Below are 25621 nucleotides of genomic sequence, written 5' to 3' on the forward strand. Positions count from 1 at the left end.
ACCGGAGGACACCGGCCGGGCAAAGGACCGCGCACCGGCCGGTGGTCTCCCCGGCACGGCGGGCGCCGCGCGGGGCCCGCCGGACCGGGAGGAGGCGGGTCAGTTCTTGCGGCCCACGCCGCCGAACTCGGCGACCGGGCGGATCTCGCCGACCTCGGTCTCCAGCGGCCGCCACAGCGCGCAGGAGACCACGCCCGGCTCCAGCAGTTCGAGGCCGTCGAACAGGGCCTCGACGTCCTTGCCGGAGCGGACGGTGAGCTTGGGCGTGCCCTTCTCGTTCCAGGCGGCGGCCACCTGGTGGGCGCGCTCGCGGTCGATGTCGTCCACCGGGTGGGACACGACGAGGAAGCTGCCCGGGGCCAGCGCCTCCAGGAGCGTGTCCAGGACGGTGCGGACCTCGGCGGCGTCGTCGATGAAGTTGACCACGCCCAGCAGCATCAGCGCGACCGGCTGCGACAGGTCCAGGGTCTGCGCGGCCTTGGCGAGGATGCCCGCGGGGTCGCGCAGGTCGGCGTCGATGTAGGCGGTCACGCCCTCGCCGCTCCCGGTGAGCAGGGCGCGGGCGTGGGTGAGCACCAGGGGGTCGTTGTCGACGTAGACCACGCGCGCGTCCGGGGCGATGGACTGCGCCACCTCGTGGGTGTTGTTGTGGGTGGGCAGGCCGGTGCCGATGTCGAGGAACTGGCGGATGCCCTCCTCGCGGGCGAGGTAAGTGACGGTCCGGACCAGGAAGGCCCGGTCGGCGACCGCGTTGTCCACGATCTCGGGGAAGAACGAGCGGATCTGCTCGCCCATCTCGCGGTCGACCGGGTAGTTGTCCTTGCCGCCGAGCCAGTAGTTCCAGATCCGGGCGTTGTGGGGGACGGTGGTGTCGATCTTGGGGGGAGTCTCGGAGGACACGTTCCTTCTTCCTGGTTCGGGAGCGGTGGAACACCGTTCGCGCGATATGCCGCCCAGTAAACGGTTCCCGGGCCCGACGGGCAAGTACCGGAGGCCCCTTCAAGGCCGTTTCTTCAAATAATGCACATTCCGGACACGCCTCTCCCGTCGGCGCGTCCGGTACGGAAATCGCGGGCGGCCCCCGCCCCCGGAGCGGTAGTTTGCCGATGGTCCGACGACGGGAGCCGCCCATGAAGCACGCATCACCGGAATTCGCCGCGATCGCCGCCGAGCACACCCTCCTGCGCTGCCAGGTGGGCTCGGGCGCGCACGGGCTCGGCCTGCCCGGCCTGCACGACCGCGACGAGATGGGGATCTGCGTCGAACCCGCCGAGTACGTGATCGGGCTGCGCGGGTTCGAGCAGTACGTGTACCGCTCCCAGGGCGAGCACGAGCGCTCCGGGCACGGCGACCTCGACCTCACCGTCTACTCGCTGCGCAAGTGGATGCGCCTGGCGCTGGACGGCAACCCCACCGTGCTGCTGCCGCTGTTCGTGCCCGAGGAGGAGGTCGTGGAGATCACCGGCGCCGGGCGCGACCTGCGCTCCCGGGCCGACCGGATCGTCTCCCGCCGTGCCGGGCACCGGTTCCTGGGGTACCTGCGCGCCCAGCGCGAGCGGATGGAGGGCACCCGCGGCGGCAGGCACACCAACCGGCCCGAACTCGTGGAGCGGTACGGGTTCGACACCAAGTTCGCCTACCACATGGTCCGGCTGGGGGTGCAGGGCGTGGAGCTGATGGAGACCGGGCGCATCTCCCTGCCGATGCCCGAGCCCGACCGGGCGTGGCTGCGCGCGCTGCGCCGCGGCGAGCACTCCAGGGCCCGGGCGCTGGAGCGCGCCGGGGAGCTGGAGGCGCGGCTGGCCGCGCTGTGCACGAGCGCCGACCTGCCCGGGGAGCCGGACGCCGCCTGGGCCGACCGGTGGCTGGTGGACACCTACCGGGCGGCCTGGGACCGGGGGTGAACGCGCAGGTTGCGACGGCCGACCCGGCGCGGCGGTCCGCCGGGGGCGAGATAGGCTGACCGACCGTAGAGGTAGGTGCCGGGCGAGTGCCGGCATGGAACGTGAGGAAGCCCAACCGTGATCGGAACCATCGCCGTCGTGCTGATGTGCGTGAGCCTGTCGATGATGATCGTCGCCGGCCTCATCGCCACGCTGATCAAGACCCGCTAGCGTGCCGGGCGCGCCCCCAGGGGTGCGCCCGCGGCCCCACTCCGCCGCCTCACTCCCCGGGCCCGGCCTCGACGAGGTCGTGGCGGGCCAGTTCGGTGCCGTCGCCGCCGATGACGGCCACCTGCCCCCCGGAGATCTCGTAGCGGGTCTCCCCGGCCAGGGCCGTGTAGCCGTCCCCCTCCCTGCGGGCCGGGATCACCATGGGCTCGCCGGTGCCGTCGAGGAACTCGCCGAAGTAGTAGAGGTCCCCCGCACCGTCGGCGCACAGGACGATCCGGTGCCGTGGGGTCTCGTAGGACTCCACCAGCGGCCCGGGCTCCGCCGCGCCGGGCAGCAGCGCGGCCACCCGCTCGGGGCAGGGTCGCTGGGGCGGGGGTCCGGACGGCGCCCCCGAGGGGGCGTCCCGGGGCAGCAGCCACCACAGCGACAAGGCGGTCAGGCCGACCGCGCCCAGGGCGAGCGCGCGCACGGTCCCGGCCGGCGGGCGCAGCCGGCTCCGGGCGCCGACGACCGGCAGCGGCTCCGTGGGCGCCTCGCCGGACACGCCCGGGGCGATGGCCCCGGGGCCGCCGGGGTGCCGGCCGGGACCGCCCTCACCACGCGTCCCCCGTGCACCGCCCGGCGCGGACGCGCCCCCGGCCCCGAGCGCGCCATCCCCTCCAGGCGCGGCCCCTCGCATCCGGGCCCCGGGCGCACCGGGCGCACCTCCCGGCGCAAAGGCCCTGGGAGGCGCAGGAACACCGCCCGTCCTCGCACCACCGACCCCGGGCGCACCACGCGCCCCAGGCACATCGGCTGCTCGGGATGGCTCAGGGGCTCCACCCGCTCCCCGACCATCACCACCACCGGGCGCAGGCGTACCACCCGGCACAAGAGCACCCGGACGCCCGGCAGCGGCCTCGGGCACGGGTGTATCCGGAGACGCGGCAGCCCCGGGGACACCACCGACGACAGGCGCACCATACGGCCCGGGGGTCGCGGACACCTCCGGAGCACCGCTTCCGGGAGCGGAGGCGGTGACGGCGGGCGGGGCCGCACCGCCTGTTCCCCGCGGCTCCGAGGCACCCCCCACCCCGGGCCCCTCACGGAGCCCTGGAGTCTCGGCGGCACCGCGGGGGGCCGCGGCGGTAGCGTGCGGCGGAACGGCCGCGGACCGCGGTCCCGGGGGCGGGAGTTCGGGGGGCTCCAGCACACGGACCGGGGGCAACCGCTCCCCGGCCGGTCGCGGGGCGGCCGGGGCGTGGAAGGTGTCGGCCCCCGCCGGCTCCGCCAGGAGGTCCGCCGGTCCCCCGTCCCGCGTCACGGTGCGGACGGTGTCGCACACCAGGCACGCCCGGTTCGCGACCTCGTTGAGCGCCGCGCACACCCCGCACCGCCAGTCGGCTCCCGCCACGGGTCCTCCCTCCGAACAGCCCCACCGTACGCCGCCGGACCCCCGAAACGGGTGGGAACTCCGCAATCCGAGCGCTCTGGAATTACCCCCGTATACCGCTGGGAACCCTGGCGGACCACCCGCCCCGGCAGCCCCTCCACCGCGACCGCGCTCCCCTTACCCTCCGTTCCGGGAACCTCACCGCCGCGGCCATGGCCGCCCCCGGCGCGGTCGGAGATCCTCGAAGACATGCCCCGGAACCTCGTGCGCGCCCGCCCCTGCGACGGTCCCACCCTGCACGGCGGCCGCTGCCGCCGCCCCCGCCTGGTCCCGCCCTGCGCCGACCACACCCCGCACGCGCTGGCCCGCCGGGTCGCCACGGCCCCCTGGCGGCACCGCCCCGCGCCGCTGGCGGTCCCCCGCCGCAGCGGCCCGCTGCTGCGCGCCCTGCTCCCCGACGGCTGGCCGGTCGCCCGGGACGCCCCGGGCAACGCCGAGCGCGCCCGCCGCTGGCTCACCCCCCGCACCCGCGCCGCGCTGGACTGCTTCGCCCCCCTGCTGCCGGCCGCGCGCCGGCCGCGGATCTGCTCCCCCTCGCACCACGCGAACTGCCCCGCCCTGGAGGCCCTGGCCCGCGCCTGCGAGTCCCCCGCCGCCCCCGCCTCCGGGGCGCTGCACCGCATCGCCGAGGACGGCTTCGCCGACCTGGGCCCCCTCCCCGAGCACCGCATCGCCCGCGACCTGGCCCGGGCCAAGCAGGAGCAGCTGGCACTGCGCGCGTTCTCCCCCGGCGCCGCCGTGGAGCGCCCGGTGCCCCACCTGGCAGACCTGGCCCTGTCCCTGCGGCTGCTGGGCGTGCTGGCCTGCTCCGTGCAGGGCCGCGCCCGCTGGTGCCCGTGCCTGGCGACGCTGCTGGCCAGGGGCCCGCTGCCGGACCCGGCAGCGGTGTTCGAGCTGGCGACCCGCTTCTCCGTCCCCTACGGACTGGCGGCCGGGGCCTGACCGGCCCGCGGAAAACCGCTTCCCCACCGCACCCCCGAAACGCTACGGTTCCACCCATCGACGACGTGTAGCTCAGTCAGGAGAGCGTCCGGCTCATAACCGGGAGGTCGCGGGGGCAGGGCCCGCCACGTCGACGGCCCCGCCAGGGGCGACGGTACGTGGCTCAGTCAGTGGAGCGCCCGGCTTCGGTCCGGGAGGGCGCGGGGGCGGAACCCGCCGTACCGGCGGGCTGACGCGCGCCCCCGACCGCGCGCGTCGGCCCACACGGTGTGTAGCTCAGCCAGCAGAGCACCCGGCTCTGGACCGGGGGGCGCGGGGGCGGAACCCGCCGCACCGGCATGGACGACACCACCCCCCTGCACGCGGGCCCCGGGTACCCGGCGGGCCGCCTGCTCAAGGAGCTGGCCACCGCGGCCGCCCACGACGACCCCGCCGTACGGGAGGCCGCCGAGCGCCGGGCCGCCGGCTGGCGGCGCGTCGTGGAGGGCATGGCCTCGGGGCGGCTCTCGATCGGCTCGCGCACCCCCGTGCCGGGCCTGCCCGCCTGGGTGACCCCCGAGGTCGCACACGGCGGCTTCGCCACCGGAGAGGCCGCCGCGGCGGGCCCGCTGCGCCCGCACGAGCTGGACCTCGTCCGCCGGCACGGCCTGGACGAGGACCGCGCCGCCCTGTACGCCCACCACCTCACCGAGGAGGGGCTGAGCCACCTGGGCACGCTGCTGGACGGCGGCGGCTACGCGCTGGACCAGCCCGAGCAGGGCGCCCTGCTCACCGTGGTGCGGCTGCTGCGGGCGGGCGACACCGGCGCCGCGCTGCGCCTGCTCGCCGAACTCGACCCCTTCGCGGCGGTCCTGTGCTTCACCCCGCGGCCGGCCCCCGTGCGCGACCTGCCCCCGGGCTCGGTGTTCCGCTGGTCCGTCGGCGACGTGCGGGCGACCCTGGCGGCGGTGGCCTCGCGCGGCCCCGGGGCCCCCAACGCCCAGCGGGAGGCGCTGGCGGTGTGGAACCCCTTCGCCGACCGGCTGCTGTCGCACTGGCTGGAGACCCGCGGCGAGGACGGGGTGGACGCGCACCGCCCCGACGGGTGGGCCGCGCGCGGCGCCGGCCTGCTCGACGAGTACGAGCGGCTGGCCGCCGAGCACACGCTGTGCACCAAGCACAGGCGCCCCAAGGAGAACACCGCGATCCTGCTGGCCGCGCTGCGCGAGGCCGTGGGGCCGGACGGCGACGGCACCGGGGTGCTCGGCGCCCGGCGGCGGGGCCTGCTCCGGCACGCGGTGACCGCCGTGACCGCCAAGCGCGGCGTCCCCGGCTCCGCCGGGCACCGCGCACTGCGCGCCGGCCAGGCCGCCCACGCGGCGCTGCCCACCCACGACGTGCTGGCCGCGCTGCTCGCCGAGCGGCTGTCCGCGCTGCCCGAGAACTCGGGGGTGCCCGACCCCGCGGCGGCGCTGTCCCCCGTCACCGCCGGGGAGGCGCGGGACTTCGACGCCGCCGAGGGGTCCGCGGTCCCCGCCCCGCTGCGCGCCCGGGTGGAGAAGGCCGTGGTCGCACCGCTGGAGGACCTGGTGAACCTGGGCGTGGTCCCCTCCGCCGAGGTGCTGGCCTCGCTGGTGCCCGCGCTGGCCGCCGCGGCGGAGACCGCGGCGATCGGCGACCGGGCGACGGCGCGGCTGGTGGCCGCCCACCACGAGGCGTTCGCCCGGCGCCGGTCGCTGCTGCTGCTGAACCTGGGATCCCAGGTGCGGCGGGGCGAGCTGCCGTGGGTACGGGAGCTGGAGGCGCACCACGGTTCGGCGCGGGTGCGCCGGGAGGCCGCGCGCGCCCTCATCACCCGGCTGGGCGACACGGTACTGACCCACTTCCCCGGGACCCTCACCCCGAACCCCCTCGTGAGCGAACTCGGCGGGCTGGCCCGCACCGCCGAGGGACTGGCGCCGCCGCTCCAGCCGGACTTCCCGTTCGTGGAGGAGTTGGCCTCCGACATCTTCCTGGGCGCCTTCTCCCCCAAGTTCGCCCGGGCCGCGCGGCGGGCGGCGCGGACGGTGGAGGGGACCCTGTACGCGCGGTACTACGGGATCGACTGCGGCCGGCTGGCCGCGCTGGAGGAGGATCCCGGCCGCGGCGGGCCGGGCTTCGCGGAGCTGTGCCTGGAGCGCGCCGGGGACCCGCCGACGTCGGTGGCCGGGAACGGCACGGTGATCGAGCAGGCGCAGATCCTCACCACGCACAACCTCGCGGCCCTGGCGGAGGCCGGGTCCCGTCCGGCGGACGGGTGGGCGGCCGCGGCGCGGCGGGCGCACCTGACGGCGGTGCGGCTGCTGGGGGCGCTGCCCCGGGTGTACGACGCGCTCGCGCACGTGAAGAACGCGGCGTTCGCCTGGCGCCAGGCGGTGTTCCTGCTGTCGCGGTGCCCGGTGCGGGAGCAGCGCGAGGTGCTGGCCTGGATGGAGTCCCTGGAGGCGCCGTCCCACGTGCGCGAGAGGCTGGCCCCGGCGCTGGTGTGGCTGCGCGCGGCGGTGGCGGGCGACCACCTCCCGGCACGTGACGCGGACGGGGTGGTGCGGTTCCTGGGCTGGTCGGCGGGGCGCCACTGGATGCTGGACATCGCCCCGGAGGCGCTGTACCGCCGCCGGCCGCTCTGACCGGCGGGGCGCCGATCCGCCGGCGGGCGGTGCCCGCGGGCAGGAGGCCGCTCCCCGGGCCGCCGCCCCGGGGAGCGGGTCCGGGCTCGGGGACGAGGACGGGCGACGCCCTGCCGCGGGAACCGGCCCCGCAGGACCGGCCCACACGCCCCTCGGGGCGGCCGGGTGCCCGGGGGGACGGGGGTCCGGTTCCGGAGCGTGAACGGTAGGGCACCGCTCGTGCGATAGGGGGTGTGGGGGAGGCCTTCGCCGTGACAGTGTTGCGGAACCGGGCGCTCCCCCGCGTCCGCCCCCCGCGAACGGAGGAACCCCATGCCCCCCGTGTCCGCCCCCGCCCGCCCCCTCCCGGCCCCCGCGCCGGCCGGACCGCGCCCCGCCCCCCTGTCCCTGCTGTGGTCGGCCCTGATCACCCTGGTCGTCCTGCCCGGCCTCATGGCCCCCGCCCCGGCCGCCGCCGAGACCGTGACCGCCGCCGAGCCCGCCGCGTGGATGGGCGCCCTGCCCGACGGCGCGGGCCTGGCGGAGCTGTCCATCCCGGGCACCCACGACAGCGGGGCCTGGCGCGGCACCGTGTGGTCGCGCACCCAGGACCTCACCATCACCGAGCAGCTCGACGCGGGTGTGCGCTTCCTGGACGTGCGCACCCGCCACTACCGGGACGCCTTCCCCATCCACCACGGCGCCGAGTACCTGCACCTGAACTTCACCGACGTGGTCGTGGCGATCGGCGCGTTCCTGGAGCGCAACCCCAGCGAGACGGTGCTGATCCGGATGAAGCGGGAGCACACCGAGGAGGAGAACACCCGCAGCTACGAGGAGACCCTCGACCACTACATCGAGGAGGACCCGGGTACCCGGGAGATCCTCGGCGAGCGCCTGTGGCGGCCCGCGCAGCAGGGCGGGGCGTACGTCCCGGACCTGGGCGAGGTGCGCGGGCGGATCGTCATCGTGCAGGACTTCCCGGCCTCGCGCGACTACGGGATCGGCTGGAACGGCCCGGCGACGGACATCCAGGACGACTACCGGGTGCCCACCCTCTTCGACATCCCCGCCAAGTGGGACAAGGTGCGCGCCCACCTGAACGAGGCGGCCTCGGGGCCGGCGGGGACCCTGTACATCAACCACCTGAGCGGGAGCGGGGCGCCGTTCGCGAACCCGCGCGAGGTGGCCTGGGGGTTCCTGGGGTCGCGCGGGGTCAACGCGTACGCGGTGGCGCACCTGCGGCAGGCGCCCCCGGAGCGGACCGGGATCGTGGTGATGGACTTCCCCGACCGGGAGCTGATCGACCTGGTGCTCGCGCGCAACACGGGGTGAACCCGTGGGTCCGGTCCGCCGGCGCCTACCGCCGTCCGCCCTTCGGGCACGGTCGGCGCCGGCGGGACCGGGTGGGATCCGGGGCCCGGGCGGGGCGTCCGTCCACACCGCCCCGCGCCGGGACTCCCGGGTCCCGGAGAACACCTTACGGAATGCGAGGGAGTGAACGTGAACGCTTTCGGAAAACCCGTGAGACACGCGGGACGGTTGTGGCTCTTGTCTCTCCCTGTCCGTTATTCAGGGTGACATCACGGACACCGGTGTACATGAGGGGCGGGGCGGTGGAACGCCGGTCAGGCGGTCCGACCGCCGCGCGCCGCCCGGACCGGGCGCACGACTGCAACAGGATGGGCACGATCGGTGCCGGAGCGCGGTGCCCGCCGTTCGAGCGCACCGGCGGAGGCGGTGCCCCTCCAGCCGCCGATCGCCGCCTCCGGAGGCGGCGATCGGCCGCGCCGGCCGCTCCGCTCCCGTACCCCGGACGAACACCGCGGCGGTGGCCGGTCCCCCGGTAGGAGGCCGGCCCCCGGCGGGCGCGGATCCGCCCACGCGGACCGGCCGAGGCGGCGGGCCCGTTCGGCCCGGACCTCGGCTTCCGAGGGCGGGGGCACCCGGCCCCGGGCACAGGCCCCTCCCCGGCCTCCGGACGGCGCAGCGGACCCTTCCGCCAGGGGCGAGCGCCCCGGGACAGGGAGGCCCGGTCCCGTGGACGGGGCATCCTCCCCCGGCTCCCCGGACGACACGGCGGACCCCTCCGCCGGAACCCGGCACCTCCGGGGCGGGGAGGCCGGCCCCCGGCGTGCCCGGACCGGGCGCGGGCGCGTCCGAACGGTCCGGTAGCCTGCCGGGGTCGTCCACCCCCGTGTGAAGAGGTCCCCATGAGCCGCAGCGTCCTGGTCACCGGTGCCGCCCGGGGCATCGGCCGGGCGGTGGCCCGGGCCTTCGCGGAGTCGGGCGACCGGGTCGCCGTGCACTACGGCACACGGCGCGCGGAGGCCGAGGCGACCCTGGAGTCCCTGCCCGGCACGGGCCACGCCCTGGTCGGCGCGGACCTGGGAGACCCCGACGGCGCCGCCGGCCTGGTCGGGCGCGCGGTCGAGCTGCTGGGCGGGGTCGACGTCGTGGTCAACAACGCCGCCGTCAACATCGCTCACCCGGTCGCCGACACCCCCTACGGGGAGTGGCGGCGGGCCTGGCGCGCGACGATGGACGTGAACGTGTTCGGGGCCGCCGACGTCTCCTACCTCGCGGCCCGGCACATGATCGACCGCGGCGTGCGCGGCCGGATCGTCAACGTCGGCTCGCGCGGCGCCTACAAGGGCGAACCCGACCACCCCGCCTACGGCGCGGCCAAGGCCGCCCTGCACTCCCTCGGCCAGTCGCTGGCCGTGGCCCTGGCCCCGCACGGAATCGCGGTGGCCTCGGTCGCCCCGGGTTTCGTGGACACCGAGCGTGTGGCCGGGCGCCTGTCGGACGCGGTGCGCGCCCAGAGCCCCTTCGGCCGGGTCGCGACCCCCGAGGAGGTCGCCGCGGCGGTCCACTACCTCGCCTCCCCCGCCGCCGTGTGGTCCTCCGGCGCCGTGCTCGACGTCAACGGCGCCTCCCACCTGCGCTGAGTCCGGGCTCCCCGGCCCCCGTGGACGGAGCGGCCCCGCGCACGTCGCACGCGGCCCGGCGCGGACCCGCGTGCGGGCTCCCGTGCGCCTTCCGCCGCCCGGTGCGGGCCGCAGGGGACGGTTCCGCCGCACCGGACCGCCGACGCGGAGGCCGGCTCCGCCGCCCTACGCGCCCCGGCCGCCGGGTGCCCCACCCGGCTTCCGCCCGGTTCCCACGTCCCCCGCTCGCGCTTCCCGCGGCCGGGACTCCGCCGTTCCGGGCCCTTTTCCGTGTGCGAGTGGTCACAGCCGACGCACGGCAAAGCGATCGACCTTTTGTTTTACCGGTGCACCGGCTAGACAGATGTATGTTTTCGGGACTCCGCTGTGGCACCATGAATCCGTGAATCGACAGGCCTTCTCTCTCGCCCCCTCGTCCCTGACCGACGCCCTCTACCAGTCCCTGCGTCGACGCATCATCAACGGCGAGATCGCCGCGGGCGAGAAACTCACCGAGCAGCGCATCGCCACCGAGTACGACGTCGCACGCCCCACCGCCAAGGTGTGCCTGGAGCGGCTGACCGTGCTCGGCCTGCTCCAGCGCTCCGCCCACAAGACCGCGGTGGTGCCCGAGCTGGACGCCGACGAGGTCCGGGACCTCTTCTTCAGCCGGGGCACCGTGGAGAGCGCGGCCGTCACCGTCCTGGCCTCCGGCGGATCGGTGCCCGTCGAGGCGACCGAGGCCCAGGTGCTCATCGAGGCGGCGGCCCGGGACGGCGACTTCGAGCGGCAGGTGGACGCCGACATCGCCTTCCACACCGCGCTCGTCTCGGGGGCCGGCAGCCGGCGCCTGAACCGGATGCACGAGCTGATCATGGGCGAGGTGCACCTGACCATGGGGCGCTTCCAGGCGCACCGCTCGACGCAGGGCAGCACCATCGCGCACGAGCACGCGGCGATCCTCGACGGCATCGAGGCCCGCGACCCCGAGCGGGCCCGCGTCCACCTGGCCGAGCACCTCGACCACGCACGCGACCGCCTCCTGGCGCGGCTGGAGGCCGACGCCGCGGAGGCGGCCGGGTAGGGGGCCTCACTTGAGGCCGGTGGTGGCCACCCCCCGGATGAGGTAGCGCTGGGCGAAGACGAAGAACGCCAGCACCGGTGCGAGGGACAGCAGGGACATCGCGAAGAGCATCCCGATCCCCTGTTGGCTCTCCGAGCTCACCATCGAGTTCAGCGCCACCGGCACGGTGTACATGTCGGTGGAGGTCAGGTAGATCAGCGGTGTGAAGAAGTCGTTCCACGTCCAGATGAACGTGAAGATGGTCGTGGTCACCAGGGCGGGGCGCATCAGCGGGAAGATGATGTGCCAGAAGACCCGGAAGGGTCCCGCCCCGTCGATGGCCGCCGCCCGGTCCAGGTCCCGGGGGATGCCCCGGATGAACTGCACCATCAGGAAGACGAAGAACGCGTCGGTGGCCAGGAACTTGGGGATGAGCAGCGGCAGGTAGGTGTTCACCCAGCCCAGCTGCGAGAAGAAGATGTACTGCGGGATGATCAGGACGTGCATCGGCAGCATCACCGACACCAGGGTGATGGCGAAGAACAGCCGCTTGCCCCGGAAGTCCAGCCGGGCCAGCGCGTAGGCCGCCAGGGAGCAGGAGAACAGGTTCCCCACGATGGATCCGACGGTCACGGCCAGCGAGTTGAGGAAGAACCCCGAGAAGGGCTGGTTGAGGGCGTGCCAGCCGTCCCGGAAGTTCTCGAAGGTGTACTCGTCGGACACCAGCCCCGGATCGGTCAGGATCAGGTGGGCCGGCTTGAAGGCGCTCACCGCCATCCAGACCAGCGGGTAGACCATCACGATCAGGAAGAGCAGCAGGACGCCGTGCCTGATCAGGGTGGACGGGGGCCGGCGGCGGCGCCGCAGCGGTCGGCGCGCGTCCGCGGTGGGGGTGGCGTTCGCCATCAGTCGTCTCCGTAGAAGACCCAGTACTTGGACAGGAAGAAGTGGAGCGCGGTCACTCCGCCGATCACCAGCAGCAGCACCCAGGCCAGTGCCGAGGCGTAGCCCATGTCGAAGGACTTGAACCCCTGCTGGTACACGTACAGCGTGTAGAAGAGGGTCGAGTCGACGGGGCCGCCCGTGCCGCCGCTGATGATGTGCGCCTGGGTGAACGTCTGGAAGGCGCCGATCGTCTGGAGGATCAGGTTGAAGAAGATGATCGGCGTCAGCATGGGCACGGTGATGTGCCGGAAGCGGCGGTACCAGGAGGCCCCGTCCACGCGGGCGGCCTCGTAGAGCTCCTCGGGGACCTGGCGCAGCCCGGCCAGGAAGATCACCATCGGTGAGCCGAAGGTCCACACGTTCAGGACGATGAGGGTGGACAGCGCCGTCGCGGGGTTCTGGAGCCAGCTCTGGCCCTCGATGCCCACCCAGCCGAGCACGCTGTTGACCAGGCCGTTGTGGCCGAAGGCCTCACGCCACAGGATGGCCACCGCCACGCTGGCGCCCAGCAGCGAGGGGAGGTAGAACGCCCCGCGGTAGAACGCCAGGCCCCGCAGCCCGCGGTCGAGGACGACGGCCAGCAGGAGTGCGAACGCCAGCTGGAGCGGGACCGAGATGAACACGTACCGGGCCGTCACCGAGGCCGCCGCCCAGAAGCGGTCGTCCCCGAGCATGCGCTCGAAGTTGGCGAACCCGGTGAACCGGGGCGTGCTCAGGATGTTGTAGTCGGTGAAGGCCAGGTAGAGCGAGGCCCCCAGGGGGACCGCGGTCACCAGGGCCAGGCCCAGGAGCCAGGGGCTGAGGAAGACGTAGGCGGCACGCCCCTGCCGCCGGTGGCCGGGCGCCCCCGAGGGTCGGCGGCGCCCCACTGCTCTCGCCACGGCCTAGGCCTCTCGGTCGATTCCGGTCTGGATCTCGGCGATCAGCGCGTCGGCCGCCTCCGAGACCCCGGTCTCTCCCAGGGCGACCCCCTCCGAGACCCGCGACAGCGCCTCGCGCCACGTGTTGGTGCCGGGGGGCGCCTCGTGCCGGGGGCGCTGGTCGAACTCGCGGTCGGCCTCGACCACGGCCAGCATCTCGATCTCGTCGTCGGAGGCGAAGTCGTAGGCCTCCGTGAGGAGGCGGGGGTTGGGCGGGGCGCCCATGGTGAGGCCGACGGTGCGCAGGAAGTCCGCGTTGTTGACGTTGAAGTCGATGAGGCGGCCCGCGGCCTCCACGTCGGCGTCGTCGATGCCCTGGTAGACGGCCAGCCGGGGGTAGTAGAGGAACTTGTGCCCGTCCGCGGCGTCGGAGGCTACCGGGGCCGAGCGCAGCCGGAAGCGGTTCTCGGGGTACATGGCGGCGTCGTCGATGATGTGGTTGGAGCTGCCGAAGTTGAGGAGGATGTCGCCGCCCACGGCGGCCCAGTCGGGCTGCATGCCCTCCTGCTCGCTGAGCGTGAGCAGCGCGCCCGCGTCCATGAGGACACGCCACCACTCGAACCACTCGGCGAGGGCCTCGGAGTCGAACCCCATGGCCCCCTCCGCGGTCCACAGGTCCTGGCCGCGCTGGCGCAGCCAGGCCTCGAACGCCATGTCCTGGTCGGGGTTGTAGGAGGCGGCGCGGCGCCCGGCGGAGTTCTCGGCGCTGTAGTCGATGAGGAACTCGGACAGGTCGTCCCAGGTCCAGTCCTCGCCGGGCAGCTCGATGCCGTCCTCTTCGAGGAACGTCTCGTTGTAGCGGACCACCGGGACGAAGACGCCGTGCGGCATGGACACGAACTCGCCGTTGAGGGAGAAGGACTCGATGTCGGCGTCGGAGAAGTCGGAGAGGTCGAGGGTGGGGATGTCGCTGAGGGAGCGGTACAGTCCGTTCTTCTCGTAGGTCATGACCTGGGGAGACGCGATCCAGAAGATCTCGGGAACGTCCCGGGCCGCCATCTGGGTGGTCATACGCTCTTGGAAGGCGGTGTATTCGGCGAACTCCGGTTGGACGGTGATCTCCGGGTTGTCCCGCTGGAATTCCTCCAGGGCCTCGGTGTAGCGCTGCTGGCGGACGTTGTTGCCCCACCAGGCGTAGCGGATCGTGGTACCGCTCCCACCCCCGGTGCCGCAGGCGGAGAGGAGGCCCGTGGCCCCCAGGGTCCCCAGCCCGGCCGCCGCCAGGAAGGTGCGCCTGTCGAGATTTCCCATCAGTGTCCTTTCGCCGCCGGAGAGGTCGCTCTCCGAGGAATGTGCAGCTGATCGGCCATGTTTCCCTCACGAATCTGGTATGTCAATATTCCATGAATACTTGTTTGACAAAGTTACAGACCCTTGATGGCGGACGCCCTCACCAGCACCTCGAACAGGTCCAGGCGCGGGATCCGGAGACGGCCGTCCCCGTCCGCCGGGCACGCGGTCCCGGCCCGCAGCGCGGTCACCGTCGCGCCCTCCTCCTCGGGCCACCAGGGCACGCGCAGGCGGTGGTCCCGTACCGGCACCGGCGCGCGGAAGCCCTGGGGCACCGCCCCGGAGTGGTTGAGGAGGTGGACCACCCGGCCCGCCGCCGAGGTGCCCAGCACCACCTGGACCTGCTCGGGCAGGTCGGTGTCGACCTGGACCGGCCCGTCCGCGGCGGCCAGCACCGCCTCCACGAACACCTCGCGGTGCCCGCTCAGGCCCACCTCGTGGTAGGCCCGGCCCGGCGTCCAGGGCAGGACGTGGACCCGGCCCCCGCCCTCGACGGCGGCGGACAGCGAGCCGTACAGGTCCAGGTCGACGTGGCCGTGGCACTTCTCGGGCGGCCCGTAGGGTGCCCGGGACAGCACCGGCAGCCCGGTCGCGGCGCCGGGCGCCGGCTCCACCACGTGGAAGGCGCCGACGACCGGCAGGGTCCCGCGCGGGCGCCCTCCGCCGGGGTCCGGGCGGCGCAGGTGCAGTGAGCGGACCGACTCGACGGTGTCGCGCACCGCGAGCCGCCCGCGCACCGGCGCCCCGGCCAGCTGGAAGCCGTCGCCGTCGAAGCCGCTCGACCCCGTGGTGACCACTCCCCCGCCGGAGCGGGTGAAGCCGTCCAGCGCCCGGACCGCCCCGGGGTCCAGGGCGCCCAGGTCGGGCAGCACCACCACCCCGTAGCCGTCCAGGCGGCCCTGGGCGGCGACGTCGGGCAGCCGCGGCTCGGGCAGGACGTCGAACGGGATGTGCCGTTCCAGCAGGGCCGAGTACAGGCCGCGGAACTCCGCGAGCGCCTCGTCCCGGCCCCCGCCGGATTCGAGGGGGTCGGGGCGGACCAGGAGCGCGCGGGCGGCGGGGACGAGGTCCCGGTACACCTCGGTGTGGTCGCGGTGGAAGCGGGTGATCTCCCCGGCCACGTCGAGGCACTCGTAGGTGACGTCGTCCGGCGTGCCCATGATGTAGGTCGACGGGTTGGCGCCGCGGGCGATCGCCTGGACCAGGTACTGCGCGAAGTGGTGCGGCTCCTCCCCCGCCCACCGGTAGGGCATGTCCACGAACCCCACCGAGTTGACCAGGACCGGGACCCCGGGCCGGAAGGTCTTGGCCGCGCTGACGTGCTCGGCGGTGCGCTGGTGCCACAGGGTCCGCCCGACCGCGTTGTTGGCCTCGTGGAAGACGATGTCGGCGCGGTCGCCCAGGATGAGCGGCGCCTCGGGGCGGCGGGCGCCGATGTGCGCCCGGACCCGGGCGGTGAGGTCGTCGATCATGGCGGCGGCGAACCGGCGCCACAGCGGGTAGGCGGGCGAGTCCGGACCGGTCGGCAGGTCCGTGCCGGGGGCGAAGGAGGCGAAGGCCCGGTGGCAGGCCAGGCACCGGCACACCCCGCGGTAGGCGCCCGCGTAGTCGACCTCGTTGTAGGACATCCAGTTGAAGAAGAAGCCGTCCAGCGGGTACCGGTCCAGGACCTCGTCGACCACGTCGAAGAGGCGCCGCTGGTAGTAGTCGCCGCTGGGGCACACGCTGGTCAGCCCGTTGTAGACCTGCGGTTCGCCCGCCGGGTCCACGAAGCACCACTCGGGGTGGCGCTCGGCGCGGCGGTGGTCGACCTTGGAGAAGTCCATGCGGGCCAGGAGGCGCACGCCCCGGGCCCGGGCCGCCGCCAGCGCGTCCCCCACCAGGTCGCCGGACGGGCGTCCGGCCAGCGCGGGGTTGCGCGTCTGGAAGTCCAGGTCGGTGGGGTGGTTGGCGATGATGCCGCCGACGCTGAGCAGCCAGGCGTCCGCGCCGAACTCCTCCAGGTGGTCGAGCACCCGTTCCACGTCCAGTCCCGCGTCGACCTCGCGCAGGTTGGTCTGGAACATGCGGAACGGCCGGTGCCACCACGGTTCGGGGTGCGTCATGCGGCGCCTCCCCCGGTCCAGGTGAACCGCACCGTCTCCAGCAGCTCGACGGAGGGCACGACGACCTCGGCGCGGCCGTCCTCGATCCGGACCGCGGCGTCGGCGCCGGACACGAGCAGGCGGGCCCGGGCCCCGTCGGCGCCCTCGGGCAGGGCCACCGAGACCTCCAGGGGACCGACCGGGATGATCTCGCGGATGGGTCCCTTGAGGGCCATGGGGTTGGTGAGGTTGACGACCGACAGGAACAGCGCGCCGTCCCCCTCGCGGAGCGCCAGGTCGAGCAGGCCGGGGCCGCGGACGGTCACCCGGTCCGGCGCGCCCAGCGCCCAGCGCACGGCGTCGGCGACGAGCACGCCGTGGTCCGGCTGGAGCGCCTCCCAGAACAGGGAGCCGAGGTTGAAGGCCGCGTACACCGAGCGCCCGCCCCCGGGCAGCTCCCGGGTGACCACGGCGGCCGGGCCGGGCTCGGCCCGCGGGTAGACCTCCTCCATCGGCAGGTCGGGGAAGTCGGGGACGAAGCGGAAGGGCACCTCGGTGCCGGGCCGCTCGGTCACCCCGGTCAGCTCGGTGCCGCCGATGATCCGGTCGGCCCCGTCGAGGGAGCGGTGGAACGGGTGCTCCCCGGCGAGCGCGATGTAGTTGTTCTTGACCGGGCCGCGCGGCTGCGCGGCCAGGTCGACCCCGAACACGTCCCCGAGGGCGAGGGCGTCGCGGGGCGCGCCGGACTCGTCGTCCAGGGAGGCGCGGTGGGCGGCGACCAGACCGCCGCCCCGCTCGGCGAACGCCCGGACGGTCCGGCACTGCCCGTCGCTCAGGCGGGTGCCGTCCGGCAGGACCAGGACCTTGAACCGGGACAGCTCGTCGGCGGTCAGGTTCTCCCCGGCCACGATCTCGAACGGGATCCGCGCCTCGACCAGGGCGTGGTAGAAGCCGTCCTGGTGGCCGCGGGTCCCCTCCTCGTCGGGGCGGTCGCCGGTCTCCAGCAGCGCGACGTCGGCCGTGACGGCCGTGCCGGCGAGCTCGGGTTCGAGGCGGGCGTGCAGGGTGAAGGACTCCACGATGGGGCGCACCCAGCGCCGGTCGGGGACCATGCCGTTGAACTTGGTGAACCAGGGCAGCGCGCCCTGGGCGAAGCCGTCGACGATCCAGGTGGCCGTCTCCGGGCCGGGGGCGACGGAGTCCTTCCAGCGGTAGCGGTGGTCCTCGGGCCCGACGGAGGTGATGAGCCCGATGGGGCGGTCGCGGAAGACGGCGCGGCTGCGCTTGCCGTTGCGGCCGGCCGACCACGGGGCCTCGACCCCGGAGCGCCCCTGCTTGTCGATGAAGAAGATCGGGTAGTGCCTGGCCAGCATGTCGCGGTCCAGCTCCCACGCGCCCACCCCGCCCAGGTTCGGGATGAACCGGGCGTGCGGGCGGATGTCGCGGACGGCCTCGTCCCACAGGCCCACCAGCTCGGTGAGCCTGCGCCGGCGCCAGGGGACGTAGGCGCGCCAGGCGGGGTCGGTCTCGTCACCGGACCGCAGGGGCAGGTCGAGCCCGGTGTCGTCGCGGAACGCGCGCTGCGCGGCCTCGCTGTAGGAGATGCCGTGGCCCTGCCAGCGGTTGGCGAACACCGCGTCCACGTCGTAGTCGGTGACGATCTCGCGGGCGACCTCGGTGATGAAGTCGCGGTTGTAGGGACCGAAGGGGTCGGTGAGCCAGATGTCCGGGAAGCCCCAGTGCTCGACGGGGTCGCCGTCGGCGGTGCGGGCCAGCCACTCCGGGTGGGCCCGGGCGGCGTCGGCGTGCACGGCGTGGGGGTCCACGCGCGCCATGACGTGCATGTCCAGGCTCCGGGCCCCCTCGACCAGGGCGCCGAAGGGGTCGGTGTCCCCGAGGTGGACGCTGCGGTGGTGGTAAGGAATCCGCGTCGGGTAGAAGGCGATGTAGCCGCCGGCGCTGATGCACGCGGCGTTCGACCGGCTCTCGCGCATGACGTCGATCCAGAAGCCGGGGTCGAACCTCCCCGGGTCGTTCTCGGTCAGCGTCAGCTGTGTCCACCGCGTGGCACCCAGGTGCCAGTCGGGTGAGCGCAGCCCCCCGGCCGCCGCCGTGCCCGCGTCCGTTTGCAGGTCCCGCCCCATATGGGCCCGTCCTCTCGTCGTTGCCGCCGCCCCGGACCCCGGGCCGGTCGTCGGCACGGGTGCCGATCCGCGACGGCGGCACGACAGTATAGGCATCTTGTCAGACAAGAATTCAAGACTGACAATATTTTTTCAGAGGAGGGGCCCGTGGTCCGGACCGCGGGCCGGGGCCGGGATCAGGAGTCCGCGGTCTCCCCGCGGCCGGACATCCGCTCCAGCTCCAGCAGGAGCGCGGAGTGGTCCAGCGCCCCGTGGCCCTGCGCCCGGAGCGACCCCATGAGCGTGGCGACCAGGCCGCCCAGCGGGATCGCCACCCCGGCCTCGCGGGCCGCGGCCGTCACGATGCCCAGGTCCTTGTGGTGCAGGTCGACGCGGAAGCCCGGGGTGAAGTCCCGGGCGAGCATGGACGCGGCCTTGCGGTCCAGGACCGTGCTGCCGGCCAGCCCGCCAGCCAGGACGCGCACGGCCTGGTCGGGGTCGACGCCGTGGGCGTCGACGAAGACCAGGGCCTCCGAGACGAGCCCGATCACCCCGGCGACGATCAGCTGGTTGGCCGCCTTGACGGTCTGCCCCGCGCCGGCCGGTCCGACGTGGACCACCGTCGTGCCCAGCGCGTCGAACACCGGGCGCGCCGCCTCGAAGGCCTCCTCCTCGCCGCCGACCATGATCGACAGCTTCGCTTCGACCGCCCCCTGCTCGCCGCCGCTGACCGGCGCGTCCAGGACGCGCACCCCGCTGTCCCGGCCGGTCTCCGCCAGGCGGCGCGCCACGTCGGGGCGGATGGTGCTCATGTCCACCAGGAGGGACCCCGGGCGCATGCACTCCAGCACCCCGCCCTCCCCCAGCACCACGGACTCCACGTCCGGGGAGTCCGGGAGCATGGTGATGACGGTGTCGGCCCCGGTGGCCGCCTCGATCGCCGACGCGGCGACCCTGCCGCCAGCGGCGGCCAGGGCCTGCGCCCGCTGCGGGCTGCGGTTGTACCCCACCACGTCGAAACCCGCGCGGACGAGGTTGGCGGCCATCGGGCCGCCCATGACGCCGAGGCCGATGAAAGCGATCGTGTGCGTACTCATGACGTTCTCCTGCGTGTCGTGCCTGTGCTCTGTCTCGGTCCGGCCCCGCCGGGGCGGGTGTCGCCGGGGCGGGCCGCCCCGCGGCACCGCCCGGGCCCGGTTCCCGCGGGTCCGCCGCGGGCGGTCCGGTGTGCGTCCCGCTGTCGGCCGCCGCCGGCGCCGCCCCTTCGGCACGGACGGCCGGGTGCGCGGGCCGCGGTCACCGGGCCGGCGCCGCGGGGACGCCCGGCAGGTCCGTCTCCCGCGTCCAGGCGAAGGGATCGTCGCCCCCGCCCGCGTGCTCCAGGGCGATCCAGCCGTCGTAGCCGCCGCCCACCAGGTCCTCGACCCATGCGGCCAGCGCCAGCCCGCCCGTGCCGGGCGCGCCCCGGCCGGGGGCGTCGGCCAGCTGGACGTGGCGGATCAGCCCCCGGTGGCGCTCCAGGGCGGCGGATACGTCGTCGCCGTTGGTCGCCAGGTGGTACACGTCCAGCAGCAGCCCGAGGCCCGTCGCCCCGGTCTCCCGCTCGACGCGCTCGATCACCGCGACCGCGTCGTCCGCGGTCTTGAGCGGGTAGGCTTCGGTGCCGCTGACCGGCTCGATCAGCACCGTCCCGCCGATCGCGCCCAGCTCGGCGGCGACGAGCCCGAGGTTGCGCACGGCGACGGCGTCCTGGTCCTGCGCGGTCGCGTCCGGCCGGCGGTTGCCGTACAGGGCGTTGAAGGCGCGGCAGTCCAGCTCCTCGGCGATGCGGCGCACGGTCCTCGCGTTGGCCAGCACCTCGTCCTCGTGACCGGGCCAGGAGAGGACCCCGCGGTCGCCCCCGGGCATGTCCCCCGCGTACAGGTTGAGCCCGACCAGCCGCAGTCCGGAGTCACGGACGGTGGCGGTGAACGCCGCCGTCTCGGCCTCGGACGGCGTCGCCGTCGGAAAGGGCCACCAGAGTTCGACGGCCCCGAACCCGGCCTCCCGGACCGCCGACAGGCGCTCCTCCAGGGGGCGGTCCTTCATCATGATCGAACAGTTCACGGCGTAACGCGGCGTGTCCACAGCGCTCTCCTTCGCTCCGGCACCGGGAGTGGTAGGACCGGATCGGTCCGACCACCTGACCGATCGTGAAGCTAGGGGGCGACCCCGCGGCCTGTCAACACCGGTCAGGGCGCGGCGGGGTCCTCCCCGTCCCGGGCGGACTCCAGGTCGGTGAGCAGGTCGGTCTCGATGTCGCACATGTGCGCGGCCATCACCTGCCGGGCCCGGCGGCGGTCGCCCAGCCCGATGGCGCGGAACACCTGGCGGTGCTGCTCCAGGTAGCGCTCGGCCCGCTCCCCCCGGCTGCGGGAGCGGTGCTTCATCTCGCTCCACATGGGCTCGCGCATGAGGTCGACCAGGGACCGCTCCAGGGCGGAGAGCACGCTGTTGTGCGAGGCCGCGGCCACCGCGAGGTGGAAGTCGGCGTCGGCCCCGGAGGGGTCGCCGCCCTCGCGGGTGATCCGCTCCTGGCGCAGCAGCGCCTCCTCGATGGCCCGCAGGTCCTTCGAGGTCCGGGCGGCCGCGGCGTGCTCGGCGCAGGAGGGTTCGAGGGAGGCGCGGGCCACGACCAGGTCCAGGGGGCTGTGCTCGCCGGCCATCGCCGCCCGGGCCCGCAGGACCGTGGTCCGGGAGTCCCCGCCGCCGACCACGTAGGTGCCGCTGCCCACCCGCACGTCGAGGATCCCGGCGTGCTCCAGGACGCGGATCGCCTCGCGGACCGACCCCCGGCCGACCTCGAACCGCTCGGCCAGGACGCGTTCGGCGGGCAGCGGGTCGCCGGGCGGGAACACGCCCGCGCGGACCCCGGCGAGGATCTCCTCCGCCACGGACGAGTAGACCTTGGACCTCTCCACGGCCCGGAACGCCTCCGCGCGACCCCGCTCACCCATCGGCGCTCCGCCTTCCCTATACTCACCGGACCGGTCCGACCAATCGAGGCTCAAGTTATCAGAGCACCCAGGGACGTGATGCGCGTGTCAGACGGCGAAGTGATCCTCGTGAGCGGCCTGCCGGGCGCCCCCGACCGGGAGCGGGTGCGGGCCGCGGCCCCCGGCGCGCAGGTGGAGTTCGTGGACCGGCTCGGCGAGCGGCCCGACCTCCTGGCCCGGGCGGTCGTGGTCGCGGGCTCCCCGGGCCCGGAGGACCTGGTGCGGGCGGGCGCGCTGGAGTGGGTGCACAGCTGGGCCGCCGGGGTCGACGCGGCCCTGGAGGGGGGTCTGGCCGACCACCCGGCGGTGCTGACCTCCTCGGTCGGCAACGGGGCGGTCCCCCTGGCCGAGCACGCCCTGCTCCTCATGCTCATGCTCGACCGGGACGCGCCCCGCTGGGCGCGCGCCCAGCGCGAGCACCGCTGGGACCGCTTCACCCACGGCGAGCTGAAGGGCCGCACCCTCGGCATCATCGGTCTGGGCAACTCGGGCCTGGACCTGGCGGCCAAGGCCCAGGCCTTCCACATGCGGGTGGTCGGGCTGCGCCGGCGCGCGGACCTGCCCGCGCCGGGGGTGGACCGCGTCTACGCCGCGCGGGATCTGCACGCCCTGCTGGCGGAGTCGGACTTCGTCGTGGTCACGGCGCCGTTCACCCCCGCCACCGCGGGGCTGATCGGCGACGCCGAGTTCGCCGCCATGAAGGACACGGCCCACATCGTCTCCCTCTCCCGCGGGGGGATCATCGACGACGACGCCCTGCTGCGCGCCCTCACCGGGGGGCGGATCGCGGGGGCCGGGCTGGACGCCCACGGCGTCGAGCCGCTCCCGCACGACAGCCCCTTCTGGGACCTGCCCAACGTGGTCGTCACCCCGCACAACGGGGCGACGACCGAGGCGACCCGGCGACGGGGGGTGGACATCTTCGTCGACAACCTGGAGCGCCGCACCCGGGGGCTGGCGCTGTCCAACATCGTGGACAAGTCCGCGGGATACTGACCGCCCGCGGAGGGGTCGGCGGCCCCTCGGGGGGAAGACCTCCCCCGGGGAGGCCGCCCGGCCGCCCCGCCGACGGCCCCCGTCGCCCGCCGCAGCCGCAGAAGGAGGAAGGGGCCCGACCGCCCCGACCCGCCGATGCCCCTCGCCCCGCCCCGTACCGTCCCCGCCCTGGCCGCCCTGGCCGCCACCGCGCTGCTCGGCGGCTGCTCCGGCGGAGCCCCCGCCGGCCCGACGGGGCCGGCGGCCCCGGCCGACCCGACCGCGGGCGGCTCCGGCGCCCCCGCGTCCCCCGCCGGCCCCGCGCCGCTCGAAGCCGCCGACGGCACCGACCTGGACGCCTGCGCCGACGCCGACTGCGAGGTGCTGGTGTCGGCGGGCGACGAGTTCGCCATGGACGGCTCCCACGGCGTCGACCTCTTCGTGTTCGAGGCGGTGGGCGGGGGCGGGGTGTCCTTCCGGGGCGAGGGCCCCGGGACACGGATGAGCGGCCGCCTCCCCGGCCCCGACGCGTCGTTCGTCATGAACGGGTTCACCGTCGCCGTCGTCGCCGTGGAGGGTTCCGAGGCCGTCGTGGAGTTCTCCCCCTGACGGACCGCGGTGCGGGTCAGGCGCGGTCGAGCACGACGACGGGGGTGTGCGTCCGTCGGGAGGAGAAGGCGTCGATGTCGCCCCAGCCCTCGTAGTCGTCGAACCGGGCCCACAGCCGGTCGCGCTCCTGCCCCGCGGCCTCGCGGCCGACCACGGCGAACGTGCCGTCCACGGTGTCGACCGCGGCCCGCGGGTGGGCGCGGAGGTTGGTCCACCAGGCGGGGTCGGCCTCGGCCCAGCCGTTCATCGCGAGCGTGACGCAGGAGTCCCCGACCAGGTGGTAGCCGAGGATGACGGCGCGCTCGCGCCCGGTCCTGCGCCCCACCGTGCGCAGGCGCAGCATCCCCATCCGGCCGCCGGGCCGCGGAAGCGACAGCCCGCGGCCGGTGGCGCGGTAGAGCAGCCGGTGGCCGGTCCACGCCCCGCGGACGAACCAGCGCGGGGGTAAGGCGGGGGTCTCGTTCCGATCGGTCATGTCGCCCTCCTCGGCGTGCCTACGGCGTAGGCCTACGCCGTAGACCTACAGCGTAGAACGACGTCCGCGCACGGTCAACGGGTCCGGGGAGGCTTCCTTGCGGACCTCCAGTTCACGTCCCCTGGAATGGTGTGGCTTTCTCGCGCCCGCGTCCTTGCAGGGCATCGCGATGGTCGGCCGGTATCGGCCGGCCACCACACGCCGGCGAGCCGCCCCGGAAGCCGCCGATGCGCATCCTTCGGGACAGGGCCGGAAAGGTGACACCACTCGACGGGACACCATCGACCTCCGGGGCCACGACGGGACTCGCACACGCCGTGCCGGGGCGAAACCGACCGGGACCGGGCCGGCCCCCGGGGCCGCGACAGGAGCCGCGCACGCCGTGCCCGAGCGGGCCCCGCCGACACCGGGACGGACCCCCGCATCCCGACAGGGCACGGGGAGGCCAGGCCCTACACTGTGGCGGATGACGACGCGACGATCGAAGACCGCCCCGGCGGGGCTCAGCAGGGAGGGCATCGTCGACGTCGCGATCCGCGTCGCCGACGCCGACGGGACGGCGGCGGTCAGCATGCGGCGGATCGCGCAGGAACTCGGGGTGGACCCGATGTCGCTCTACCGCCACGTGGGGGCCAAGGACGGCCTGCTCGACCTCATGACCGACGCCGTCATCGCGCGCATCGAGCGGGTAGAGCCGGGGGCGACCTGGATGGAGACCGCCCGGGAGCAGATGCTGGCCGCGCGCCGCACCGTGCTCCGACACCCCTGGACCGCCGAGGTGCTCAAGGCCCGGCCCGTGCCCACCCCGGCCGCCCTGCGCTACGTCGACACCGTCCTGGGTATCCTGCGCGGCGGGGGTCTGAGCCCGGCGCTGGCCCACCACGCCCTGCACGCCCTGGGCAGCCGCCTCCTCGGCTTCAGCCAGGACCTGTACGACGACGGCGGGGACACCGACCCCGCGGCGGCCCGGGCCCAGGCCGCGGCCCTGGCCCCGCACATGCCCTGGGTGGCGGAGATGGTGCTGGAGGCGAGCCACGGGGGCGCGCTGGGCGGCTGCGACGACGACGTGGAGTTCGCGTTCTCCCTGGACCTGGTCCTGGAGGGCCTCGAACGGCACCGGGTGCTCGCCCTGGCCGCCGAGGCGGCCCCGGGGGCCTGAGGCCCCCGGGGACCGGTCAGGTGAAGGACACCGAGACCGGGCCGAGGGTGTCGAAGCGCGCCTCCACGCTGTTGCCCGCGGCGACGAAGGGCGCCGTGGTCATGGACCCGGTGAGCACCACCTGCCCGGGCTCCAGGGCGGTGTCGAACTCCGCCAGCGCGTTGGCCAGCCAGGCCAGGGCCTCGGCCGGGTGGCCGAGCACGGCCCTGCCCTCGCCCCGGGCGACGCTCTCGCCGTCGATGCGCAGGTCGACCGCGAGCGAGGCGAGGTCGGGGACCTGTGCCAGGGGCGTCCAGGGGCCGTGGACCAGGGCGGCCCCGCTGGCGTTGTCGGCGACGGTGTCGACCAGGGTGATCTCCCAGTCCCGGACGCGGCTGTCCGCGATCTCCAGGGCGGGGGCGACGGCGTCGGTGGCGGCCAGCGCGTCCTGCGCGGTCACGCCCGGGCCGCGCAGGCTCCGGCCGAGGCGGAAGCAGATCTCGGGCTCCACCCGGGGCGCGCAGTAGCGTGCGGCCTCGGTGGCGCCGCCCTCCTCCACGAGCATGTCGTCCAGCAGGTGCCCGAAGTCGGGCTCGTCGACGCCGATCAGCTCCTGCACGACGGCGGAGGTCAGGCCCACCTTGTAGCCGACGGGGCGGGCCCCGCCGGCCACCCGCCGGGCGATGTTGTGCATCTGGACGCCGTAGGCGCCCGCGGTGTCCAGGCCGGGGCGGGTCCGGCTCGGCGGCTCCACCGGGCGCACCAGGGCCTCGGCCTCGCGCAGCGTCTCGGCGATCTCCCGACGCGACTCGTCGTCCAGGGTCACGGGTTCTCCTTCTGGTGGTCCGGGGGCCCGCCGGGGCCGGGCGGCCGGCGCGGCGGGCGGTGCCGCCGCGCACGCGCCCCGGACGGCCCGGCGGCA

At 74.9% G+C, this 25621-nt stretch carries 21 protein-coding genes and 3 tRNA genes; 12 read left to right on the top strand and 12 right to left on the bottom strand.

All coding sequences use genetic code 11. The annotated features are described in order from the left end of the window. Positions 1–99: 99 nt before the first annotated feature. The gene (locus tag BUE45_RS15330; RefSeq protein ID WP_073379998.1) at positions 100–900 is read right to left on the bottom strand and encodes an SAM-dependent methyltransferase; all 801 of its coding nucleotides are present in this window, start codon (positions 898–900) and stop codon (positions 100–102) included. 230 nt (positions 901–1130) lie between these two features. Between BUE45_RS15330 and BUE45_RS15335 the strand changes: the two genes are divergently transcribed. After that, complete coding sequence (locus BUE45_RS15335; RefSeq protein ID WP_073379999.1) at positions 1131–1904, top strand: nucleotidyltransferase domain-containing protein; 774 nt, start codon at positions 1131–1133, stop codon at positions 1902–1904. Between the two features lie 259 nt (positions 1905–2163). Here BUE45_RS15335 and BUE45_RS15340 read toward each other — a convergent pair whose 3' ends face one another. Continuing rightward, the gene (locus BUE45_RS15340) at positions 2164–2658 is read right to left on the bottom strand and encodes a hypothetical protein (RefSeq protein WP_073380000.1); all 495 of its coding nucleotides are present in this window, start codon (positions 2656–2658) and stop codon (positions 2164–2166) included. Positions 2659–3735: 1077 nt separating this feature from the next. Here BUE45_RS15340 and BUE45_RS15345 point away from each other — a divergent pair. The 8 genes from BUE45_RS15345 to BUE45_RS15380 all read left to right on the top strand — a co-directional run bounded on the left by BUE45_RS15345 (position 3736) and on the right by BUE45_RS15380 (position 11126). After that, positions 3736–4488: a hypothetical protein gene (locus BUE45_RS15345; protein ID WP_245833231.1), complete on the top strand. Its 753-nt coding sequence runs from the start codon at positions 3736–3738 to the stop codon at positions 4486–4488. Between the two features lie 61 nt (positions 4489–4549). Then, positions 4550–4622 (top strand) — tRNA-Met (locus BUE45_RS15350). Positions 4623–4640: 18 nt separating this feature from the next. Further along, positions 4641–4713 (top strand) — tRNA-Arg (locus BUE45_RS15355). 40 nt (positions 4714–4753) lie between these two features. Continuing rightward, a tRNA-Gln gene (locus tag BUE45_RS15360) sits at positions 4754–4825 on the top strand. 1 nt (position 4826) lies between these two features. After that, positions 4827–7133, top strand: coding sequence for a transcriptional regulator (locus BUE45_RS15365; RefSeq protein ID WP_073380001.1), 2307 nt, complete (start codon positions 4827–4829; stop codon positions 7131–7133). A gap of 312 nt (positions 7134–7445) precedes the next feature. Next, the gene (locus BUE45_RS15370) at positions 7446–8447 is read left to right on the top strand and encodes a phosphatidylinositol-specific phospholipase C (RefSeq protein WP_245833233.1); all 1002 of its coding nucleotides are present in this window, start codon (positions 7446–7448) and stop codon (positions 8445–8447) included. 878 nt (positions 8448–9325) lie between these two features. Further along, positions 9326–10063, top strand: a complete 738-nt coding sequence (locus BUE45_RS15375) for an SDR family NAD(P)-dependent oxidoreductase (protein WP_073380002.1) — start codon at positions 9326–9328, stop codon at positions 10061–10063. Between the two features lie 382 nt (positions 10064–10445). Next, the gene (locus BUE45_RS15380; RefSeq protein ID WP_073380003.1) at positions 10446–11126 is read left to right on the top strand and encodes a GntR family transcriptional regulator; all 681 of its coding nucleotides are present in this window, start codon (positions 10446–10448) and stop codon (positions 11124–11126) included. Between the two features lie 6 nt (positions 11127–11132). On the opposite strand, the gene BUE45_RS15385 is transcribed toward BUE45_RS15380, so the two are convergent. The 8 genes from BUE45_RS15385 to BUE45_RS15420 form a co-directional block, all read right to left on the bottom strand. Continuing rightward, positions 11133–12011 (bottom strand): carbohydrate ABC transporter permease, encoded by an 879-nt coding sequence (locus tag BUE45_RS15385; RefSeq protein ID WP_073380004.1) that lies wholly within the window; start codon positions 12009–12011, stop codon positions 11133–11135. Next, positions 12011–12931: a carbohydrate ABC transporter permease gene (locus BUE45_RS15390; RefSeq protein WP_073380005.1), complete on the bottom strand. Its 921-nt coding sequence runs from the start codon at positions 12929–12931 to the stop codon at positions 12011–12013. Before BUE45_RS15390 ends, BUE45_RS15385 begins: the two co-directional genes overlap by 1 nt. Positions 12932–12934: 3 nt before the next feature. Next, on the bottom strand, positions 12935–14221 hold the full coding sequence (locus BUE45_RS15395; RefSeq protein ID WP_073380006.1) for an ABC transporter substrate-binding protein: 1287 nt from the start codon (positions 14219–14221) through the stop codon (positions 12935–12937). Positions 14222–14334: 113 nt separating this feature from the next. Beyond that, positions 14335–16365, bottom strand: a complete 2031-nt coding sequence (locus tag BUE45_RS15400) for an alpha-amylase family protein (protein WP_073380007.1) — start codon at positions 16363–16365, stop codon at positions 14335–14337. Then, entirely contained in the window at positions 16362–18488 is a 2127-nt protein-coding gene (locus BUE45_RS15405; RefSeq protein ID WP_073380008.1) for an alpha-amylase family protein, read from the bottom strand. Before BUE45_RS15405 ends, BUE45_RS15400 begins: the two co-directional genes overlap by 4 nt. A gap of 176 nt (positions 18489–18664) precedes the next feature. Continuing rightward, positions 18665–19738, bottom strand: a complete 1074-nt coding sequence (locus BUE45_RS15410; protein ID WP_342746025.1) for a 2-hydroxy-3-oxopropionate reductase — start codon at positions 19736–19738, stop codon at positions 18665–18667. Positions 19739–19763: 25 nt separating this feature from the next. Then, complete coding sequence (locus tag BUE45_RS15415) at positions 19764–20594, bottom strand: hydroxypyruvate isomerase family protein (protein ID WP_084737317.1); 831 nt, start codon at positions 20592–20594, stop codon at positions 19764–19766. 104 nt (positions 20595–20698) lie between these two features. After that, entirely contained in the window at positions 20699–21463 is a 765-nt protein-coding gene (locus tag BUE45_RS15420) for a FadR/GntR family transcriptional regulator (protein WP_073380010.1), read from the bottom strand. Between the two features lie 78 nt (positions 21464–21541). Here BUE45_RS15420 and BUE45_RS15425 point away from each other — a divergent pair, with 78 nt between their 5' ends. Both BUE45_RS15425 and BUE45_RS15430 read left to right on the top strand, forming a co-directional pair. Next, on the top strand, positions 21542–22498 hold the full coding sequence (locus BUE45_RS15425; protein WP_084737321.1) for a D-2-hydroxyacid dehydrogenase: 957 nt from the start codon (positions 21542–21544) through the stop codon (positions 22496–22498). A 135-nt stretch (positions 22499–22633) separates the two neighbouring features. Continuing rightward, entirely contained in the window at positions 22634–23086 is a 453-nt protein-coding gene (locus BUE45_RS15430) for a hypothetical protein (RefSeq protein WP_073380012.1), read from the top strand. Positions 23087–23102: 16 nt separating this feature from the next. On the opposite strand, the gene BUE45_RS15435 is transcribed toward BUE45_RS15430, so the two are convergent. After that, a complete protein-coding gene (locus BUE45_RS15435; RefSeq protein WP_073380013.1) occupies positions 23103–23561 on the bottom strand; it encodes a nitroreductase/quinone reductase family protein in 459 nt (152 codons plus the stop codon). A 466-nt stretch (positions 23562–24027) separates the two neighbouring features. Between BUE45_RS15435 and BUE45_RS15440 the strand changes: the two genes are divergently transcribed. Then, positions 24028–24720, top strand: coding sequence for a TetR/AcrR family transcriptional regulator (locus BUE45_RS15440; protein WP_073380014.1), 693 nt, complete (start codon positions 24028–24030; stop codon positions 24718–24720). Positions 24721–24736: 16 nt separating this feature from the next. Here BUE45_RS15440 and BUE45_RS15445 read toward each other — a convergent pair whose 3' ends face one another. Further along, complete coding sequence (locus BUE45_RS15445; RefSeq protein ID WP_073380015.1) at positions 24737–25525, bottom strand: 2-keto-4-pentenoate hydratase; 789 nt, start codon at positions 25523–25525, stop codon at positions 24737–24739. Positions 25526–25621: the final 96 nt, after the last annotated feature.

Origin of the sequence: Nocardiopsis flavescens (genome assembly GCF_900141985.1) — a bacterium.
GTDB lineage: Bacteria > Actinomycetota > Actinomycetes > Streptosporangiales > Streptosporangiaceae > Nocardiopsis > Nocardiopsis flavescens.

Coding starts and splice junctions, on each gene's coding strand:
- BUE45_RS15335 (WP_073379999.1), top strand. CDS start 1,131: ATGAAGCACGCATCACCGGAATTCGCCGCGATCGCCGCCGAGCACACC.
- BUE45_RS15345 (WP_245833231.1), top strand. CDS start 3,736: ATGCCCCGGAACCTCGTGCGCGCCCGCCCCTGCGACGGTCCCACCCTG.
- BUE45_RS15365 (WP_073380001.1), top strand. CDS start 4,827: ATGGACGACACCACCCCCCTGCACGCGGGCCCCGGGTACCCGGCGGGC.
- BUE45_RS15370 (WP_245833233.1), top strand. CDS start 7,446: ATGCCCCCCGTGTCCGCCCCCGCCCGCCCCCTCCCGGCCCCCGCGCCG.
- BUE45_RS15375 (WP_073380002.1), top strand. CDS start 9,326: ATGAGCCGCAGCGTCCTGGTCACCGGTGCCGCCCGGGGCATCGGCCGG.
- BUE45_RS15385 (WP_073380004.1), bottom strand. CDS start 12,011: ATGGCGAACGCCACCCCCACCGCGGACGCGCGCCGACCGCTGCGGCGC.
- BUE45_RS15395 (WP_073380006.1), bottom strand. CDS start 14,221: ATGGGAAATCTCGACAGGCGCACCTTCCTGGCGGCGGCCGGGCTGGGG.
- BUE45_RS15400 (WP_073380007.1), bottom strand. CDS start 16,365: ATGACGCACCCCGAACCGTGGTGGCACCGGCCGTTCCGCATGTTCCAG.
- BUE45_RS15405 (WP_073380008.1), bottom strand. CDS start 18,488: ATGGGGCGGGACCTGCAAACGGACGCGGGCACGGCGGCGGCCGGGGGG.
- BUE45_RS15420 (WP_073380010.1), bottom strand. CDS start 21,463: ATGGGTGAGCGGGGTCGCGCGGAGGCGTTCCGGGCCGTGGAGAGGTCC.
- BUE45_RS15425 (WP_084737321.1), top strand. CDS start 21,542: ATGCGCGTGTCAGACGGCGAAGTGATCCTCGTGAGCGGCCTGCCGGGC.
- BUE45_RS15430 (WP_073380012.1), top strand. CDS start 22,634: ATGCCCCTCGCCCCGCCCCGTACCGTCCCCGCCCTGGCCGCCCTGGCC.
- BUE45_RS15435 (WP_073380013.1), bottom strand. CDS start 23,561: ATGACCGATCGGAACGAGACCCCCGCCTTACCCCCGCGCTGGTTCGTC.
- BUE45_RS15440 (WP_073380014.1), top strand. CDS start 24,028: ATGACGACGCGACGATCGAAGACCGCCCCGGCGGGGCTCAGCAGGGAG.